General features: G+C 30.7%; 14 protein-coding genes and 2 tRNA genes. 8 read left to right on the forward strand and 8 right to left on the reverse strand.

Going from position 1 to position 19661, the window contains the following annotated elements:
• Positions 1-15: 15 nt before the first annotated feature.
• From LX78_RS14145 to LX78_RS14155, 3 genes are all read right to left on the reverse strand, one after another.
• Positions 16-90 (reverse strand) — tRNA-Pro (locus LX78_RS14145).
• A 32-nt stretch (positions 91-122) separates the two neighbouring features.
• Positions 123-207 (reverse strand) — tRNA-Ser (locus tag LX78_RS14150).
• A 92-nt stretch (positions 208-299) separates the two neighbouring features.
• Positions 300-2348 carry an HD family phosphohydrolase gene (locus LX78_RS14155; protein WP_109683435.1) on the reverse strand — a complete coding sequence of 683 codons (2049 nt, stop codon included), beginning with the start codon at positions 2346-2348 and terminating at the stop codon, positions 300-302.
• A gap of 128 nt (positions 2349-2476) precedes the next feature.
• Between LX78_RS14155 and LX78_RS14160 the strand changes: the two genes are divergently transcribed.
• Positions 2477-3655, forward strand: a complete 1179-nt coding sequence (locus tag LX78_RS14160; RefSeq protein ID WP_109683436.1) for an acetyl-CoA C-acyltransferase — start codon at positions 2477-2479, stop codon at positions 3653-3655.
• 18 nt (positions 3656-3673) lie between these two features.
• Positions 3674-4423, forward strand: coding sequence for a C40 family peptidase (locus tag LX78_RS14165; protein WP_109683437.1), 750 nt, complete (start codon positions 3674-3676; stop codon positions 4421-4423).
• Positions 4424-4469: 46 nt separating this feature from the next.
• Here the strand turns inward: LX78_RS14165 and LX78_RS14170 are convergent, their stop codons facing one another.
• On the reverse strand, positions 4470-5717 hold the full coding sequence (locus LX78_RS14170) for a tetratricopeptide repeat protein (protein WP_109683438.1): 1248 nt from the start codon (positions 5715-5717) through the stop codon (positions 4470-4472).
• A 29-nt stretch (positions 5718-5746) separates the two neighbouring features.
• Entirely contained in the window at positions 5747-8293 is a 2547-nt protein-coding gene (gene gyrA, locus LX78_RS14175) for a DNA gyrase subunit A (RefSeq protein ID WP_109683439.1), read from the reverse strand.
• A 261-nt stretch (positions 8294-8554) separates the two neighbouring features.
• Here gyrA and LX78_RS14180 point away from each other — a divergent pair, with 261 nt between their 5' ends.
• Together LX78_RS14180 and LX78_RS14185 are read left to right on the forward strand one after the other, a co-directional pair.
• Positions 8555-11107, forward strand: coding sequence for an ATP-dependent Clp protease ATP-binding subunit (locus tag LX78_RS14180; RefSeq protein WP_109683440.1), 2553 nt, complete (start codon positions 8555-8557; stop codon positions 11105-11107).
• Between the two features lie 121 nt (positions 11108-11228).
• A complete protein-coding gene (locus LX78_RS14185) occupies positions 11229-11597 on the forward strand; it encodes a hypothetical protein (RefSeq protein WP_245881546.1) in 369 nt (122 codons plus the stop codon).
• Position 11598: 1 nt separating this feature from the next.
• On the opposite strand, the gene hutH is transcribed toward LX78_RS14185, so the two are convergent.
• Complete coding sequence (gene hutH, locus LX78_RS14190; protein WP_109683442.1) at positions 11599-13107, reverse strand: histidine ammonia-lyase; 1509 nt, start codon at positions 13105-13107, stop codon at positions 11599-11601.
• 125 nt (positions 13108-13232) lie between these two features.
• On the opposite strand from hutH, the gene LX78_RS14195 reads away from it, so the two are divergent.
• A complete protein-coding gene (locus LX78_RS14195) occupies positions 13233-14288 on the forward strand; it encodes a TlpA family protein disulfide reductase (protein ID WP_109683443.1) in 1056 nt (351 codons plus the stop codon).
• A 50-nt stretch (positions 14289-14338) separates the two neighbouring features.
• Here the strand turns inward: LX78_RS14195 and LX78_RS14200 are convergent, their stop codons facing one another.
• A complete protein-coding gene (locus LX78_RS14200) occupies positions 14339-15895 on the reverse strand; it encodes an NAD(P)H-hydrate dehydratase (protein ID WP_109683444.1) in 1557 nt (518 codons plus the stop codon).
• Positions 15896-15968: 73 nt separating this feature from the next.
• Here LX78_RS14200 and LX78_RS14205 point away from each other — a divergent pair, with 73 nt between their 5' ends.
• The 3 genes from LX78_RS14205 (at position 15969) to LX78_RS14215 (ending at position 18733) form a co-directional block, all read left to right on the forward strand.
• Complete coding sequence (locus tag LX78_RS14205; protein ID WP_109683445.1) at positions 15969-16484, forward strand: GNAT family N-acetyltransferase; 516 nt, start codon at positions 15969-15971, stop codon at positions 16482-16484.
• Between the two features lie 147 nt (positions 16485-16631).
• A complete protein-coding gene (locus LX78_RS14210; protein ID WP_109683446.1) occupies positions 16632-17438 on the forward strand; it encodes a LytR/AlgR family response regulator transcription factor in 807 nt (268 codons plus the stop codon).
• 89 nt (positions 17439-17527) lie between these two features.
• Positions 17528-18733, forward strand: a complete 1206-nt coding sequence (locus tag LX78_RS14215) for a dioxygenase family protein (RefSeq protein WP_109683447.1) — start codon at positions 17528-17530, stop codon at positions 18731-18733.
• A 43-nt stretch (positions 18734-18776) separates the two neighbouring features.
• Here the strand turns inward: LX78_RS14215 and LX78_RS14220 are convergent, their stop codons facing one another.
• Complete coding sequence (locus tag LX78_RS14220; protein WP_146192593.1) at positions 18777-19646, reverse strand: helix-turn-helix domain-containing protein; 870 nt, start codon at positions 19644-19646, stop codon at positions 18777-18779.
• Positions 19647-19661 lie beyond the last annotated feature (15 nt).

Raw genomic sequence — 19661 nt, forward strand, 5'->3', positions numbered from 1 at the left:
TGATTATTAAATTTGTCGGGGTGGCAGGATTCGAACCTGCGACCTCCGCGTCCCAAACGCGGCGCGATAACCGGGCTACGCTACACCCCGAAACAGTTATCTGTTTTAAATCAATAAAATTGCGGAGAGTGTGGGATTCGAACCCACGCGACAGTTACCCGTCGACAGTTTAGCAAACTGCTCCATTAACCACTCTGGCAACTCTCCCAATATTTAATGAACTTTGCAATAAAATTGCGGATGCAAATGTAGTGTATCATCTTTAAGAACGCAACTATTTTTTTTAATTTTTTAAATATTTATTCTGGATATTCTATACGCAAATGATAAATGTTTGCAAGCTTGTGTTTTAGTACTTTTTTAATAGACTGGATTTCTTTAAATGTAATGTTAGCATTTAAAAATTGCTCATCAACCATTTGCTTATTTATTATATTTTCTACAAAGACATCTATTTTACTTGAAGTTGGCTCCTTTAAGCTTTTAGATGCTGCTTCAACACTATCGCACATCATTAATATTGCTGTTTCTTTACTAAATGGTTTAGGTCCTGGATAAGTAAATAGACTTCTATCAATGGTACTATCTATTTCTTTTTCTTTCATATAGAAATAATAAACAACACTTGTTCCATGATGGGTTCTAATAAAATCTATTACTCTATCTGGAAGGTTATACTTTTTGGCAATTTCAATTCCGTTAATTACATGGTTTATAATAATATTTGTACTTTCTTTTGAAGATAATTCATCATGTGGATTAATTCCTGTTGACTGATTTTCTGTAAAATATGTTGGATTCATCATTTTTCCAATGTCATGGTATAATGCTCCTACTCTAACCAACATAGCATTTGCTCCAATTTCATTTGCTGAAGCTTCAGCTAAATTGGCAACGTTTAATGAATGATGAAATGTGCCAGGTGCTTTATTTGATAGCTCTTTTAATAGTTTTGTATTTGTATCAGACAATTCTAATAATGATACATCTGAAACTAATCCGAATAACTTTTCATAAGCATAAATTAATGGTTGCACGAATAAGGTGGCTAAACCACATAAAATAAACATACCAAATGTCTCCCATTTTAAAGTTTCAATACTTCCTTCATGAATTACAAAAAATGCAAAATATGCAATAATATAAATAAGCGTAATTTGACCTACAGAAATAAACAAATTAGCACGCTTATATAGTTCAGAAACGGTTAAAATAGTTACAATTCCAGCTATTATTTGAAGGAACATATACTCGTAACTGTTAGGAACAATGGATCCTAATAATAAAACGGTTATAACATGTGCAAACAAGCCTAAACGAGCATCAAAAAAAGCTTTTAACACTAATGGTAGTATACAAATTGGTACCACATAAATATATTGTGAATTGTAATTAACAACCAAGGTTGTTATAAAAACCATTAAAAACACATTGAAAAATATAAATGTGACTTTTGTGTTATTTTCAAAAATATCTATTCTATATTTTCTTAAAAATAACAATAACATCAACAGGGCTAAAGACACTAATAAAGTATATGCAAATAGAATCCAATTGTAATTAGATTTTGTCCAAACTTGCGACTCGTATTCAGATTCTAATGATTTAAGAATTTGATATTTATCTCCTTCAACAACTTCCCCTTTTGATATTATTAAAGTTTCTCTCTCTACACTTCCTCTTGTAAACGAAATTTTATCTAAATCACTTAATAATGCTTTTTCTGTAAACTCTTTATCATAAATAAGGTTAGGCTCAATAATATCGAAAAACAATGACACATAAGGCGTTACAAATTGATTAAGACTCTCTTTAGTTAATAAATTATTTATTGTATTCTTTATATCTCCTTGCTTAATTAATTGAGAGAATTTTACAGTTTGTTTTTCGGTTCTACCTTCTAATAAAACGACCTTTTTATCAATCGGTAAATCGTAATCTTCATTTAAAACACCATTAACATATAGATCATTAATTAAATCCAAGCCAATATTAAATAACTTCTCTTTATCTTGTTTTACTAAAGAATCTGGTAATTCTAATTTAAATTCAGCCTTATAATCTTCAAGAACACGCTCCTTTATTTTTGGTTCTACATTAAAATAAAGAATAGCATTATTCTTAATCTCAGTTTTTTCAGTTTCAATATCCTCTTCGGATTTTTTAATTGCAAAATCGAATGGTGCGTATAAATTTTCAGACTGCCAAGGTTTGCCTTTTTCGAAGTTGTATTTAAACTTGCCACTTTTTGGAAATAAATAAACGATTAAAAAAGTTGTACTTATAAATAGTATCAGTTTATATGCCAGAGAATGGTTTTTATATAGGAAATTAATAAAGTCTTTCATGAATAGAGTTCAGTAATTCAAATGTAATAAAAATATCACCGAAATAGATGACTTATAATAATGTAAAGATTCTAGATTCTACTAAAAATTGATTAATTTTGCAGCAATTAAAATTAAACACACTTAAAATGAGTAAAGAAGTAGTTATTGTATCTGCAGCAAGAACGCCTATTGGGAGTTTTTTAGGAGCTTTATCAACAATTCCAGCGCCAAGATTAGGTGCTATTGCTATTAAAGGAGCATTAGATAAAATTAACTTAAACCCAAACTTAGTACAAGAAGTTATTATGGGACATGTTGTGCAAGCTGGTTCAGGGCAAGCTCCTGCAAGACAAGCAGCAATCTATTCTGGTATTCCAAATACAGTACCATGTACAACTGTAAATAAAGTGTGTGCTTCTGGAATGAAAAGTGTTATGCAAGCAGCTCAAGCTATTGCTCTAGGTGATGCAGATATAATTGTTGCTGGTGGTATGGAAAACATGAGTTTAATCCCTCATTATTATCATGCACGTACAGGAACAAAATTTGGACCTGCCACATTAGAAGATGGTATGCAAAAAGATGGTTTAGTTGATGCTTACGATAAACAAGCTATGGGAGTATGTGCTGATGCATGTGCAACTGAATATAAGTTTTCACGTGAAGATCAAGATGCTTTCGCTATCCAATCATATAAACGTTCTGCTGAAGCTTGGGAAGCAGGGAAATTTGATAATGAAGTTGTTCCTGTTGAAGTACCTCAACGTCGTGGTGATGCTATTGTAGTTTCAAAAGACGAAGAGTTCTCAAACGTTAAAATAGAAAAAATACCTGCCTTACGCCCTGCTTTTACAAAAGAAGGAACAGTAACAGCTGCAAATGCTTCTACTATTAATGATGGAGCTGGCGCTATGGTATTAATGAGTAAAGAAAAAGCATTAGAATTAGGCTTAAAGCCTTTAGCAACTATAACAGGTTATGCAGATGCAGCTCACGAACCAGAATGGTTTACAACTGCTCCTGCTAAAGCTTTACCAAAAGCATTAGATAAAGCTGGTGTTTCTATAGACGATGTTGATTATTTTGAATTTAACGAAGCATTTTCTGTTGTAGGCTTAGCAAATATGAAAATCTTAGGACTTAATGATAGTAACGTCAATGTAAATGGTGGAGCAGTTTCTTTAGGTCATCCCCTAGGTTGTTCTGGTGTAAGAATACTTATTACGTTATTAAATGTCTTAGAACAAAACAATGCAAAAATTGGTGCTGCTGCTATTTGTAATGGTGGTGGTGGTGCATCTGCAGTTGTTATTCAACGAAACTAAACCTGATATTAAAAATTCATGCAATACGGAATTTGTAATCTAAGCATTGTTCCTTTAAGACTAGAGCCAACAGATACTAGCGAGCTGGTTTCGCAAGTCTTGTATGGCGATTATTTTAAAGTTCTTGAACAACGGAAGTCTTGGAGCAAAATCCGTTTAGGTTTCGATAAATATGAAGGCTGGATAGATAATAAACAATATATTGAAATTTCTGTAGAACAGTACAAATCCATTCATCAAGAAACACCCATTCTTTCAACCGATTTAGTTGAATTTGTAGAAGATACAAACCAACAACTTTACGCCATTCCATTAGGTGCTTCGTTAAATGGTCTTTCTCTTTTAAACCACACTCATGATGGTAATATAATTAATGAGCAAAGATCAAAATCTCATTTAATTGAAACAGCTTTTCTTTATTTAAATGCTCCATATCTTTGGGGAGGGAAAACGCCTTTTGGTATTGATTGCTCAGGCTTTACTCAAATGGTTTATAAATTAAATGGTTATAGACTGTTAAGAGATGCATCGCAACAAGCAACACAAGGTGAACCACTAAGTTTTATTGAAGAAAGTGAGCCTGGAGATTTAGCCTTTTTTGATAATGATGAAGGACAGATTGTTCATGTTGGGATTATTATGAAAGATAATTATATTATTCATGCTCATGGTAAAGTTAGAATAGACAGACTAGATCATTCTGGAATTTACAACCAGGAAAAAAGAATGCATACTCATAAGTTAAGAGTTATAAAAAAAGTAATATAAAAAAAGCCGCAAATTGCGGCTTTTTTATTTTATGCTTTAGTTTTTATTAACCTCCTAAAGACTCAACAGTAGCTTTCATTGCTTTAAACTTATCTGTATCTCCAGTTGCACTATAAATATTCATTAATGTTTTAGCTGCATCTACATTACTTGGATCAGATTTTAGAGCTGACTCTAAATATGGAATAGCACTTTTATAAATCTGTGCTCTTTCTAATTTCAATTCATCGTAACGCTTATTATCTGCAGGAGAACTACCAAGGCTATTCATTTCTTCAATTAACCCTTTTTCTTGGTCTAATAACATAGCAGCCATATTAATTTTTGCATTGGTATAATTTGGATCTAACTCTATAGCTTTATCATAATATTTCTTAGCAGAATCAAGGTCTCCAGATTCCTGAGATATAACTCCTAAATTAAATTGTAATTCTGGGTTTTTAGGATCTCTTTCTGTAGCTTCTTGTAATAAATCTTTAAATTTATCTTTATCTCCTAATTTGAAATATAAATTAGCTTCAGTTATTAATAAATTTAAATCGTCTGGATTTGCTTTTCTAGCTCTAGATAAAGCAGCAAGTGCTTTTTCATTATCTCCTTGATTTGTATAAATTAAAGCCATGTTTTTAACTATCTCTCCTTGTTTAGATTCAGTTTGACGTTGAGTAGGTTTTAAGTGAGTACCACCTTTTACAGAAATATCTCTAATATTTTTACTCTGAAAAACTTCTATTTCACCAGTTTCTTTATCTATAGCTAAATATTCTGTTTCAATTCCAGTATAGTTTAATTCTTCTAATTCTTCATAAAGAACTAAAGCTCTATCGAATTCTTGAACACCAGTAGCAGTTACAGCTGCATAATATAGATATAAAGTATCTTGTGGTGAAACTCTATAAGCATTTTCAAAATTCTTTGAAGAAACGCTGTAATCTTTACTTTCGTAAGCTTCATTTCCTTTTTTAACAAAAGATTGAATCATACTGTTTTTTAAGACCTTAGATTCTTCAGCATATTCACCTTGAACCAAGCCTAAACTTTTTAATGCTTTAGCAACATCGTCGTTATTTGCTGACCCATTAGCATACAAAGCTTCAGCATTTAAATAATAATATTGTGCCTTATATTTATCATCCATAGAAGACAGCATTGGCTCAACTTGACTTAATAATGTTTTAGCTTCAGCAAAGTTGTTGTCTTTAATTGCTTTTTCAGCTTCTTTTAATTCTTTTTTTTGTGCAAAAGAAAATGTAGCTACCATGATTGCTAGAGCAACTATAAATTGTTTTTTCATGTTATTAATATTAAATTATTTTGTTTTATTTATTCTTCTTCTTGGGAATTATCAAGAGTTGTGCCATCCTCATTTTGGTTACTGATTTCAGTAGATTCAGGGATTATTACATCTCCATTTTCATCTACTTCATCTTCATCATGCATAACTTTGGCTACAGCTGCAATAGAATCGTTTCCTTTTAAGTTAATGAGTTTTACACCTTGTGTTGCTCTTCCCATAACTCTTAAGTCTTCAACTGCCATTCTAATAGCTATTCCAGATTTGTTAATAATCATCAAATCATCACTATCAGTTACATTCTTTATTGCTACTAAATTACCCGTTTTTTCTGTAATAGAAATGGTTTTTACTCCTTTTCCTCCTCTATTTGTAATTCTGTAATCTTCTAGACTTGATCGTTTTCCGTAACCATTTTCTGAAACTACTAGAATGTCACTTTCCATATCGTCTACAGCTATCATACCTATAACTTCATCCGTTTTCTCATTTTGTAAACGAATGCCACGAACTCCAGAAGCATTTCTACCCATTGGTCTGGTTTTCGCTTCTTCAAATCTAATAGCTTTACCAGATTTTAAAGCTAGCATAACTTGACTTTCTCCAGTAGTTAACTTTGCTTCTAATAACATATCATCGTCCTTAATAGTAATGGCATTAATACCATTTGTTCTAGGTCTTGAATATTGTTCTAAAGACGTCTTTTTAACTTGACCTTTTTTAGTAGCCATAATTACATAATGATTATTTATGTAATCTTCGTCTTTTAGATCTTGAGTACAAATAAATGCCTTAACAGCATCGTCCTGCTCAATATTTATTAGATTTTGGATAGCTCTACCTTTTGATGTTTTACTACCTTCGGGGATTTCGTAAACACGCATCCAGAAACATTTTCCTTTTTGTGTGAAGAATAACATATATTGATGATTAGTACCAACAAATAAATGTTCTAAGAAATCTTCGTTTCTAGTTGTTGAAGCTTTTTGTCCAACTCCTCCTCTATTTTGTGTTTTGTATTCTGTAAGCGATGTACGTTTAATATAACCAGCATGAGATATAGTAATCACTACTTTTTCATCTGGAATCATATCTTCAATACTTAAATCTCCACCAGCATATTCAATTACAGAACGACGTTCGTCTCCGTACTTATGCTTAACTTCTTCAAGTTCTGTTTTAATAATTTCCATACGACGTTCTTTTTTATCAAGAATGTCTTTTAAATCTTCTATGGTAATCATTAACTCATCGTATTCAGTACGTAATTTGTCTTGTTCTAATCCGGTTAATTGACGCAAACGCATTTCAACAATTGCTTTTGCTTGGATTTCTGAAAGTTTAAAACGTTCAATTAATTTTTCGCGAGCTTCATCAGCATTTGATGACGCACGAATAAGCGCAATTACTTCGTCTATATTGTCTGAAGCAATTATTAATCCTTCAAGAATATGAGCACGTTCTTCGGCTTTACGTAATTCGTATGTGGTTCTTCTAACTACTACTTCGTGTCTATGCTCAACAAAATAATGGATTAACTCTTTTAAATTAAGCATTTGTGGTCTTCCATTTACTAGTGCAATATTATTAACACTAAATGAAGATTGTAATGCTGTATATTTATAAAGTTTATTTAATACAATATTTGGAATGGCATCTCTTTTTAATACGTAAACAACACGCATTCCGTTTCTGTCTGACTCATCACGTATAGTAGAAATACCTTCAAGTTTCTTTTCATTTACCAAATCTGCAGTTTTTTTAATCATGTCTGCTTTATTCACTTGGTAAGGAATTTCTGTAATGATGATACATTCTCGACCTTGAACTTCTTCAATATTTGCTTTTCCACGCATTACAATACGTCCACGACCTGTATGAAAAGCTTCTTTAACACCATCGTAACCATAAATAATTCCACCTGTTGGAAAATCGGGCGCTTTAACGTGTGTAATTAACTCGTCAATTTCAATGTCGTTATTATTAATGTAGGCAATAGTTCCATCTACAACCTCACTTAAATTGTGTGGTGGCATATTGGTGGCCATACCTACAGCAATACCAGATGCTCCATTAACCAATAGCCCAGGAATTCTGGTTGGTAAAACAGTTGGTTCTTGTAAAGTATCGTCGAAATTTAATTTATGATCTACAGTCTCTTTGTCAATGTCTGCTAGCATATCTTCCGATATTTTACGCATACGTGCTTCTGTATAACGCATTGCTGCAGGACTATCTCCATCTATAGACCCAAAGTTTCCTTGTCCATCTACAAGCATATAACGTAAACTCCACTCTTGAGCCATACGCACCATTGCATCGTAAACAGAGGTATCTCCATGTGGATGATACTTACCCAAAACTTCCCCAACTATTCTCGCTGATTTTTTATGTGCTCCTGTGGCTCTAACACCTAATTCATGCATACCATATAATACACGTCTGTGAACTGGTTTTAAACCATCTCTTACATCAGGTAAAGCACGTGACACAATGACCGACATTGAATAATCAATGTAAGCCGATTTCATTTCATCTTCAATGTTAATTGGAATGAGTTTTTCTCCTTCTGCCATATATAATTTTAATTAGTTTTTTTCAAGTTTTTCAAATCGTGCTAATATAACCATTTCAGTAGTAACAGTAAGTGTTTCTTGTTGTTATTTTAAAGTTTTTTATTAACAATTTTTAGGTTTTATATTTAATAAGTATGCTGTTAAATATTTTGATTTTATTAAGTTTTTTTTGTCTATTAGCATATTACCCATAAATTAAGGTATGATTTTTGTTTTTAGTCATATGAATTTATTATTTTTAATGTAGAAAGGAACAAGTATATGGACGATAATTTTTCCCCAAGAGTAAAAGATGTTATTGCTTATAGCAAAGAAGAAGCACTACGTTTAGGTCATGATTTTATTGGCACTGAACACTTAATGCTTGGTTTATTACGCGATGGTAGTGGCAAAGCAATAAATATATTAAATGCGTTAGAAATAGATTTAAATCATTTAAGACGAAAAGTAGAAATTTTAAGTCCTGCAAATCCTAACATTGCTGTAGTGTCAAACGAAAAAAAGAATTTACATCTAACTAGACAAGCAGAACGTGCTTTAAAAACAACATTTTTAGAAGCTAAACTTTTTCAAAGTACTTCTATTAATACAGCACATTTACTTTTGTGCATTTTAAGGAACGAAAATGATCCCACTACAAAACTTTTAAATAAACTTAAAATTGATTACGATAACGCTAAAGAACAATTTAAACATATGATTACTAATGACGACGAATATATAGAACCAAAAGCTGAATCTTTTCAAGACGATGATGATGCATCTTCAGAAGACGATGGTTCTAAAGAGAATTTATTTAATTCTCCAACTTCTAAAACAAATAAAAAATCTAAAACTCCTGTTTTAGATAATTTTGGACGTGATCTTACAGCTATGGCTGAAGAAGGCAAACTTGATCCTGTAGTTGGAAGAGAAAAAGAAATTGAACGTGTCTCACAAATATTAAGTAGAAGAAAGAAAAACAATCCTCTTCTTATTGGAGAACCAGGTGTTGGTAAATCTGCTATTGCAGAAGGTTTAGCAAACAGAATTATTAGCAAAAAAGTTTCAAGAATATTATTTAATAAACGTGTTGTAACTCTTGATTTGGCAAGTTTAGTTGCTGGAACAAAATACAGAGGACAGTTTGAAGAACGAATGAAAGCTGTAATGAATGAACTTGAAAAGAATGATGATATTATTCTTTTTATTGATGAAATACACACCATAGTTGGTGCAGGTGGAGCTACTGGAAGCTTAGATGCTTCAAACATGTTTAAACCTGCTTTAGCTCGTGGAGAAATTCAATGTGTTGGAGCAACAACTTTAGACGAATACAGACAATACATTGAAAAAGATGGCGCTTTAGAACGTCGTTTTCAAAAGGTAATAATTGAGCCTACTACTGTTGAAGAAACAATCGAGATACTAAATAACATAAAAGATAAATACGAAAGTCATCATCATGTAGATTATACACCTGAAGCTATTGAAGCTTGTGTAAAATTAACTAATAGATACATGACAGATCGTTTTTTACCAGACAAAGCTATCGATGCTTTAGATGAAGCTGGTTCTCGTGTTCATATTAAAAACATTAATGTTCCAAAACAAGTTTTAGATTTAGAGAAACAATTAGAAGCTGTTAGAGAAACAAAATCTTCTGTTGTTAAAAAGCAAAAATATGAAGAGGCAGCTAAATTAAGAGACGACGAGAAACGTCTTGAAAAAGAATTAGCTATTGCTCAAGAAAAATGGGAAGAAGAAACTAAGTTGCATAGAGAAATTGTTACCGAAGATAATGTAGCAGATGTTGTTTCTATGATGACTGGTATTCCTGTTAATAGAATAGCGCAAACAGAAAGCAATAAACTAGCACTTTTACCAGATTTAATTAAAGGAAAAGTTATTGGACAAGATGAAGCTGTTGCCAAGGTTGTAAAAGCAATTCAAAGAAACAGAGCTGGACTTAAAGACCCAAACAAACCAATTGGTTCGTTTATATTTTTAGGGCAAACTGGTGTTGGAAAAACGCAATTAGCTAAAGTGCTTTCTAAACAATTATTCGACAGTGAAGATTCTTTAATTAGAATTGATATGAGTGAATACATGGAGAAATTTGCAATCTCAAGATTGGTTGGAGCTCCTCCAGGATACGTAGGTTATGAAGAAGGTGGTCAATTAACTGAAAAAATAAGACGTAAACCTTATTCAGTTGTTTTACTTGATGAAATTGAAAAGGCACATCCAGATGTATTTAATATGTTACTTCAAGTATTAGACGATGGCTTTTTAACAGATAGCTTAGGTAGAAAAATTGATTTTAGAAATACGATTATTATAATGACTTCGAATATTGGTTCTAGAAAATTAAAAGACTTTGGAACTGGTGTTGGTTTTGGAACTGCTTCGCAAAAAGCTCAAGAAGATGCTAATGCAAGAAGTGTTATTGAAAATGCACTTAAAAAAGCATTTGCTCCAGAATTTCTAAACAGAATTGACGATGTAGTCGTGTTTAACGCATTAGAAAGAGAAGATATTGATAAGATAATAGATATTGAGTTAGAGCAATTAGTTAATCGTATTAAATCTCTTGGCTATACGCTTAAATTAACAAAAAAAGCTAAAGATTACATTGCTAATAAAGGTTTCGATAAACAATATGGAGCTAGACCTTTAAAGAGAGCTATTCAAAAATATATTGAAGATAAATTAGCAGAAGAAATTATCAACGCTAAAATCCATGAAGGAGATATAATAAATATGGATTTAGACTCAAAAACAAAAGAATTAACAGTTAAAATTGAAAAGGCAAAAAATACAACTAAATCTTAACTGTTAGACCTTACTATACTTGAAAACGTCATTAATTACTTTTAATGGCGTTTTTTTATATTTACATAAATATATTCTGTAATTTTGCAAATAAATTAATACTTACAAACATATGTCAAATATGTTATCATTTTCATTTGGCAAAGTAACCATTTATGACAATTACTTAGTATTTGTTATGAACGAAGGCATTACAGTAACCCCAGAATATAACGATGTTTTAGTGGACATTGCTGATACTTACTTTAGTAATAAGAATTTTGTTTATATTACTCATAGAATTAATTCTTATTCTGTAGACCCTAATATCTATTTTAAAACATCTCAAATAAAAAACCTTATTGGTTTTGCTGTAGTAACTGGAGATAAAATTTATAGAGATAATATCTCGTTAGAAAAGACCTTTTTCTCGAAACCATTTAAAAGCTTTAATAAGCTAGAAAAAGCTATAGAATGGGCAAATAAACTTTGCGAAGAAAGCAGTAAATAAATTACATTAATTCATTGGCATCAATAGAAAGCGTCTCAATAAAGTTTATAGATGCTTCAATATCTTTAAATAACTCTCTATCGAAAGCTACAAAAGGGACTTCGTTTCTATAGACAGTTAAAAAAGACTCAATGAATTCTGAAGATTTTAAAGGCGTTCTTAAACTTAATGCTTGAGACCCATTAAATAATTCTATTGCTAAAACTCGTTTTACATTTTCAATTAATTTAGAGGCTTGTGTTGCAGCATTGGCTCCCATACTTACATGGTCTTCCTGTCCATTACTAGAAACAATACTATCTATACTTGCTGGAGTTGCTAATTGTTTATTAGCACTAACAATACTTGCAGCTGTATATTGAGGAATCATAAACCCAGAATTTAGCCCAGGACTATCAACTAAAAAAGCTGGTAAACCACGTAAACCAGACACTAATTGAAACACACGTCTTTCAGAAATGTTTCCTATTTCAGCCATAGAAATTTTTAGATAATCTAATGCCAGAGCTAAAGGTTGACCATGAAAATTACCACCAGAAATAATTTCATCTTCTTTTGAAAAAATATTTGGGTTATCTGTTACCGAATTAATCTCTGTAATAAATGTTTTTTCCACAAAAGCTAAAGTATCTTTTGTTGCTCCATGAACTTGAGGGATGCATCTAAAAGAATAAGGGTCTTGAACATGAACTTTCTCTTGTTCAATCAATTCACTTCCTTCAAGAAACTCTCTAACTCGTTCGGCAGTTTTTAATTGCCCATTATGAGGTCTCACTAAATGAACTAACTCATTAAACGGTTCTATTCTACCATCAAAAGCATCTAAAGAAACACTTCCTATTAAATCTGCTAAATAAGATAATTTATAAGATTCTAAAAGTAAATGAATACCATAAGCACTCATAAATTGTGTTCCATTTAAAAGCGCTAATCCTTCTTTAGATTGCAGTGCTATTGGTTCCCAATTAAAAGTCTTTAAAATTTCTTCACCAGAAAAAAGTTTGCCTTTATAAGTTACTTCTCCCTTTCCAATTAATGGTAATGCCAAATGTGCTAAAGGTGCTAAATCTCCTGATGCACCCAAAGATCCTTGAGTGAAAATTATTGGCGTAATATTATTATTATAAAAATCAATTAAGCGTTCAACAGTAAGTAATTGAACACCACTATGTCCATAACTTAAAGACTGTATTTTAAGCAAGAGCATGAGTTTTACTATAGCTTGAGGCACCAAATCTCCTGTGCCACAAGCATGAGACATCATTAAATTCTCTTGAAGTTTTGTTAGATTTTCTTTAGAAATCTTCACATTATATAACGATCCAAAACCAGTATTAATACCATAAATAGGTTTATCTTGATTCTTTAATTTATCGTTTAAATAATTTCTACAATTTGAGATTTTTTCAATCGATTCTTCAGAAAGTTGCAACTTTTTTTCTTCATAAATTATAGTATGAAGAGTTTTTAAATCTAGAGTTTTCGAAGATATATAATGAATGTTGTCCATAGTATTTGTAATAGATTCCAAAATTCAACATTACAAACCTTTTATGCAAACATTTGTTAATAATTAATGGTTTTGATGAAAAATCTAAAATATCTTCTATTTTTGATGAAAAATAAACAAACACAATGAAAAAAATTCTATTTCTATTTAGCTTAATTGCTGTAATTTCTTGTAAAGAAGAGCAAAAACCAAAAGACTTCATGACTTTCTCAGGAAAAATCATTGATAAAAATAGTGATTCTATAGTCATTAGAAATGAAACCTATTCTAAAACCATAAAAGTAAATGAAGATGGAACATTTAAAGATACTTTAAAGGTTAAAACTGGTAATTATAGTTTTTATGATGGAGGAGAAAGTACTAGCTTATTCTTACAAAATGGTTATGACCTTTCAATGTCTTTAGACACCAAAATGTTTGATGAAACTATTAAATACACAGGCATTGGCTCAGAATCTAATAACTATTTAGCTGAAAAATCTTTAATGCAAGAAACACTTTTTCCTCCAAGCCTTTTTGATTTTGAAGAAACTGAATTTAAATCTGCACTTTCTAATATAAATTCTAAAAGAATTAGCTTTTTGAATGAAAACAAGAATATAGATTCAACACTATATCGTATTGAAAAAGAAAATATTGACAAATTCGAAGGTGAATACTTAGAATACTACTCGAAGCAAGAAGAAATGAATAAGGCAAGAGCAGCTAAGTTTGCTGACTTTATTGGACAGCCTTCACCAATTTTTACTAATTATGAAAATTATGAAGGAGGCAATTCATCCTTAAACGACTTAAAAGGTAAATATGTATATATAGATATATGGGCAACGTGGTGTGGACCATGTATTGCTGAGATTCCTTCTTTGAAAAATGTAGAAAAAGAATATCATGATAAGAATATTGAATTTGTAAGTATTTCTGTAGACAATGGAAGAGGATACAAAAACAGATCTAAAGAAGCTGCCAAAGAGGGTTGGAAAAATATGATTGCTGAAAAAGAATTAGGAGGTATTCAATTATATGCTGATAAAGATTTTGAATCAGATTTTATACGTGAATATAGAATTAATAGTATTCCTCGTTTTATCTTAATTGATCCTGATGGGAATGTTGTAAATGCCGATGCGCCTAGACCATCGAGCCCTAAATTAAAAAAGTTATTTGATACCTTAAGTATCTAAAAAATATAAGTTCACAACTAAAAAAGCCACTCAAATTGAGTGGCTTTTTTTTATTTTTCTTTAGCTTCTGATTCTGAATTTGGTTGTGGTTGCTCTGGTTGTTTAAATAAATCTAAATAAGCATTACCAATTGTTTCAATAACATGACTAGCAATTAAACTTTCAAAACCTTTTTCCTCAACTGCAATATCTGCCGATTTTCCGTGTAAATAAACACCAAATATACTAGCTACTAATGGATTATATCCTTGTGCAATTAATCCAGTTAAAATTCCAGTTAAAACATCTCCAGTTCCTGCTGTAGCTAACCCTGGGTTACCTGTTAAATTAACATACAACTTGTCTTCTAAAACAGTAATAGTATGTGCTCCCTTTATAACAATTATAACCTTATGTTTTTTCGAAAATGCTTTGACTTTCTTTAGTTTATCAAAATCGTCTTTCCATGTTCCAATTAAGCGTTCCAATTCTTTTGGATGCGGTGTTAATACAGAGCCTTCTGGAATGTGCTTTAAAAATCCTTTATTTTCAGAAAGTATATTTATGGCATCTGCATCAATAATTAAGGGCACTTTATTTTCCTTTAAGAAATCACCAAATGCTTTTGCAGTTTTTGTATTTGTACCTAACCCAATTCCTATACCAATAACTGTTGGACTTATATTAAAATCAATATTGGTAATTATATTTTCATCTATATCTGTAATTACCATAGCCTCAGGAAAAGAAGATTGGAGAACATTATAACCACATCTAGGAATATAAGAAGTTACTAATCCAGCTCCAGTTGATAATGCTGAACGACTTGCTAAAGTAACAGCTCCTATTTTACCATAACTTCCACCAATAATCAATGCATGGCCAAAATTACCTTTGTTAGAAAACTTATTTCTTGGAATGTAATTTGGAATTACTTCTTGCTTTCCTATTAACTCAGCCTCTGTATGTATTTTGATTAAAAAGTCTCTGTCTATACCAATATCTAAAACTTCCCATTGAATAGAATATTTAGCTGTGTCTGGTAAAAAGAACACCAGTTTTGGCGATTGAAAACTAAGTGTATGATTTGCCCAAACTACGCCATTTTCATCTTCTGGCACTTGATTAGTATGTAATCCTGACGGAATATCTATTGCTAATGTAAAGGCTTTCGATGCCTTAAAATGCTGAAACAATTGTTTTACCCATGAATCTACTTCTCTATTTAATCCAATACCAAAAACGGCATCAATTATTATATCATCTACTCCAATTGGTGGAAAATCGCCTTTACAATCTAATAACGTTGGCCACTCTTTTGTAACGTGTTTAATTTTATCATAATTAACTAAAAAATCTTTCGAACGTTTATCGCTACAATTAACCACATAAGTATTTACATTATAACCATGTATTACCAAATGTCTTGCTACAACTAAACCGTCTCCACCATTATTGCCAATGCCACAAAATACATGGATAGGTACTTGAGCTCCTTGCATTCTTACATGAAGCCAATTAAAAATTTGTAATCCAGCACGTTCCATCAATTCTGTAGATGTAATGTTCTGCCTCTCTGCAGTTAATCTATCTCCTTCGTAAACTTGCTCTTTAGATAATATTTTCATTTATATTCAATTGATTTATATGAAGTAAAAATAATACTTTTGAAATCATAAACATATTTATTCTGTTTTTCTAATGACAACAATTGTAAAAGCAACTATCAAAGATGCCAAAATACTTTCAAAAATTGGAACACAATCTTTTATAGAATCTCATGGTATAAGTGCTCCAGAAAAAGATATTTCTAATTACGTAGCATTAAAATTCACTAAAGAAGTTTTTGAAACAGAATTGAAAGATTTGAATAACGTATTTCATGTTTTGTATTATAATGAAAAACCTATTGGATATTCTAAAATTATATACAATATTTCACAAGATAATATTCCCTTTAAAAACGTTACAAAATTAGAAAGACTCTATGTTTTAGAAGAATTTCATCATTTAAAATTAGGCTTACAACTTTTTAATTTTAATATCCAAGAGTCTAAAAAACATCATCAAAATGGCATGTGGTTATATACTTGGATAGAAAACCAAAAGGCTATTAATTTCTATAAAAAAGCTGGTTTTAAGATTGTTGGTAGTTATAATTTTAAAATTTCTGAAACCCACTCAAACCCAAACCACCAGATGCTTTTGGAGTATTAACCTTACTTGACCATTTCAATAAAATAGACTAACTTGGTTCCTGCCTATCAATAAGATAATACACTATTTATTAATTAATTGCTGACCTTATTTCAGTATTAAAATGGATTTATATTTGTATGTTATAAGTATATTTGAAAAGAAACATTGGAACAATTAATTCACATAAGCGAAAAATTCAAAATTCCGAAAATTGGTAAAATACCTTTGTATTTGATTATTGTAATTTTTATTTTTCTATTGGCAGTCCTTCAAGACTATATATACAGTAGTATACAACAAACTGGGTTTTATCTATCAGAATCATTACTCTATAATACGTTTTGGGTGTTTTTTATACCTCTTACCATTTTCATAAATCAACTCATTAAAATCATTAATCCTAAAAACAAATTAGTCAAACTACCTTTAAATTTAGGAGTTGGAATAACTTTTAGTTTTCTGCATTTAGTATTGTTCACATCTTTATTTGTGTTCGTTAGCCATTTGGTATTTACACCTCCACATTATTTTTCAAATATTTTTAATGCTGCTTTTTCAAATCAATTTTATATTGCTTTATTATGGTATGTAATTTTTCCTGCAATTTATATTTCAAAGCTTAAACAAACCAATTTAAACAATATTTATCCCGAAGAAATTAAACTAAAAGTTGGTTCAAAAATTATAATTGTTCCAACTTCATCAATTCAGATTATTTCGACTGACAAACCATATTCTGTTATTCACACAAACGACCAAAAAATTTTAGACAATAAAAGTTTAAAGGAATTTGAAACCAAACTCGACCCAACTATTTTTTTAAGAGTACATCGCTCAATAATTATAAACGCTTCATACATTAAGGAAATAAAGTCAAGAAGTAATGGCGATTATGACGCTAAACTTGAAAATGGCCAAATTATTAGGTTAAGCAGACATTATAGAAGTAATTGGCAGCAACTACTCCAGTAAACTATTTATTCACTCCACACAGATAATTAACAGCAAAATGCAAAGTAAACAGCCTATTAAATAACTACATTTATTGAAAAACTTCAAAAATGCTACGAATATTTAAAATTGGATTTCTACTATTAACGTGTATAAATTTGTTAAACTGTAATGGACAAACTCCCAAAAAACAGACAAATATACTACCTGATGATTTTGATAAATCGCCACCATTTTATTATAAAATGCCAGAAAATTTATCTTCAAGTGATACAAGTCCTGCTTTAGACCAAAAAGGACAGAAAATTTTGCTAACAGGGACAGTGTATCAAATAGATGGAAAAACACCTGCTCCAAACGTCATTTTATACTATTATCAAACAAACATTAACGGGGTTTATGCCACAAAAGAAACTGAGAAAAGAAATATGCCTAAAAATAAATTGGGACAAACTCATGGCTATATTAGAGGCTGGATAAAAACTGATGAACAAGGTAAATATTCTATTTACACAATAAAACCTGGAACATATCCAAGTAGAGACGAACCTGCACACATACACATCACTATTAAAGAGAAACATATGAAAGATATCTATTATATAGATGATTTTGTATTTGATGATGATTCTCTATTAACAACACAAAGGAGAAAAAAAATGAAAAATCGTGGTGGAAGTGGTGTCATTCGATTTGTTGAAAAAGGAGATATGTGGATTGGCGAACGTAATATTATTTTGGGTCTAAATATTCCTAATTACCCAAAACAAAATACAAGTTTTATCAATTCAGGTAAAAACATTGGCGAAGAAATAATTTCCTTTACGCCATTTCATGCTTATGGAGCAGATAAAGGCACAAAAACCTGTCCAATTTGCAAATACGGTTGGTTTCATGGCATTATATATTTTGTGGGTAATAAGCCTAATTGGAAAGACGTAAAAGAATGGCTTGTTTTTTTAGAAAACGAAAGCGAAAAAAGAGAAAAATATTTGAAAGTTTATTTTGTATATGGTAATGAAGCAAACTATGATAAAACCCAAAGAATACAAGAATTGGAAAAACTTGGAACTAAACTTGATTTAAAAAAAGTAGCCTTAACTTTTGTGCCCTCTTTTAAAGATAAAACGTCAGAAATATATTTGAACAAAATCAATCCAAATGTAGAAAACACCTTTCTAGTATATAAAAGAAGTAACATTATTGATAAATACGTTGACCTTAAACCCAATCAAGAGAATTTTAAAAAAATAACAAATCAACTCGATAATTCAGCGAACGAATATTTTAAGTTTTCAAGACCAAAACAGGAATAAAGCTAGCGTACAACAAAGCAATGTTATAAAAAAACAGAATATTTTATTTTAAGAAGTTATAAAAATTCCCTTCATACAGCCTTGGAGCTGCAATCATTTTCTGCTTTTCTTTTGCCTCTTTATCTTCCCAAATCAATTTTACGCCTAATTGCTTACTCATGTCATAAGAGTCATAACGTGAGGTCAATAAGGCATAAATATAGTTTTTCAATGGAGTGTCTCGAAAAAACTTAAGTACTGCTCCAATTATAAAAAAAAAGTTTTCGTTACAATCTGCAGTTATACTATGGCAATAAAAAACGGGTGTTTTTTGGTGTTTATAATTTACTAAATCACCAACATTTAATTGTTTTTCTTTAATCTCACGTCTTTTTATTTTTTCATAAGTTTCGAGACTTAGAGGTAAATAAACACAATGCCCAGCATAATTTCCAGAAGTGTCAGACACAATAATATTAAGCTCTGGCAACATGTTGCTTGCAGCTCTAATTAACTCTTTAGAAGTTGCTTTTTGATTATTATTCTGAAGATTTGTAAACCGAATGATATAATCAATATCTACATCTGTATTTATACTTCTAATTCTATCTGTAGTTTTATCAATTTTATCCTTAATCCAATCTGCATCTGGTAGGTCTTTAGAGATTGAAGAAAGAGAATATTTTCTAAGATCAAAATCGTAATAAGTAGGTATAGCAACAGGAGCATTTAAGTTTCTAATTACTTGATATGGAATAAAAGTGATGTCTGCTAACAGTTTCTCTTTTTCTGGTTTTAAAAGAGTTTCATTTTTTTCCCATCTTAAAATAGTTCGTATATCTACATCAAACAAAGTTGCTAAATCAATTTGAGACATCATATTGATTCGCCTATACTCCATAAGTAACTCTCCTAAAGTTGAATATTTTTTCATGAATTTAAAACCATA

This window comes from Xanthomarina spongicola (assembly GCF_003148645.1).
Lineage (GTDB): Bacteria > Bacteroidota > Bacteroidia > Flavobacteriales > Flavobacteriaceae > Xanthomarina > Xanthomarina spongicola.

Coding starts and splice junctions, on each gene's coding strand:
- LX78_RS14155 (WP_109683435.1), bottom strand. CDS start 2,348: ATGAAAGACTTTATTAATTTCCTATATAAAAACCATTCTCTGGCATAT.
- LX78_RS14160 (WP_109683436.1), top strand. CDS start 2,477: ATGAGTAAAGAAGTAGTTATTGTATCTGCAGCAAGAACGCCTATTGGG.
- LX78_RS14165 (WP_109683437.1), top strand. CDS start 3,674: ATGCAATACGGAATTTGTAATCTAAGCATTGTTCCTTTAAGACTAGAG.
- LX78_RS14170 (WP_109683438.1), bottom strand. CDS start 5,717: ATGAAAAAACAATTTATAGTTGCTCTAGCAATCATGGTAGCTACATTT.
- gyrA (WP_109683439.1), bottom strand. CDS start 8,293: ATGGCAGAAGGAGAAAAACTCATTCCAATTAACATTGAAGATGAAATG.
- LX78_RS14180 (WP_109683440.1), top strand. CDS start 8,555: ATGGACGATAATTTTTCCCCAAGAGTAAAAGATGTTATTGCTTATAGC.
- LX78_RS14185 (WP_245881546.1), top strand. CDS start 11,229: ATGTTATCATTTTCATTTGGCAAAGTAACCATTTATGACAATTACTTA.
- hutH (WP_109683442.1), bottom strand. CDS start 13,107: ATGGACAACATTCATTATATATCTTCGAAAACTCTAGATTTAAAAACT.
- LX78_RS14195 (WP_109683443.1), top strand. CDS start 13,233: ATGAAAAAAATTCTATTTCTATTTAGCTTAATTGCTGTAATTTCTTGT.
- LX78_RS14200 (WP_109683444.1), bottom strand. CDS start 15,895: ATGAAAATATTATCTAAAGAGCAAGTTTACGAAGGAGATAGATTAACT.
- LX78_RS14205 (WP_109683445.1), top strand. CDS start 15,969: ATGACAACAATTGTAAAAGCAACTATCAAAGATGCCAAAATACTTTCA.
- LX78_RS14215 (WP_109683447.1), top strand. CDS start 17,528: ATGCTACGAATATTTAAAATTGGATTTCTACTATTAACGTGTATAAAT.
- LX78_RS14220 (WP_146192593.1), bottom strand. CDS start 19,646: ATGAAAAAATATTCAACTTTAGGAGAGTTACTTATGGAGTATAGGCGA.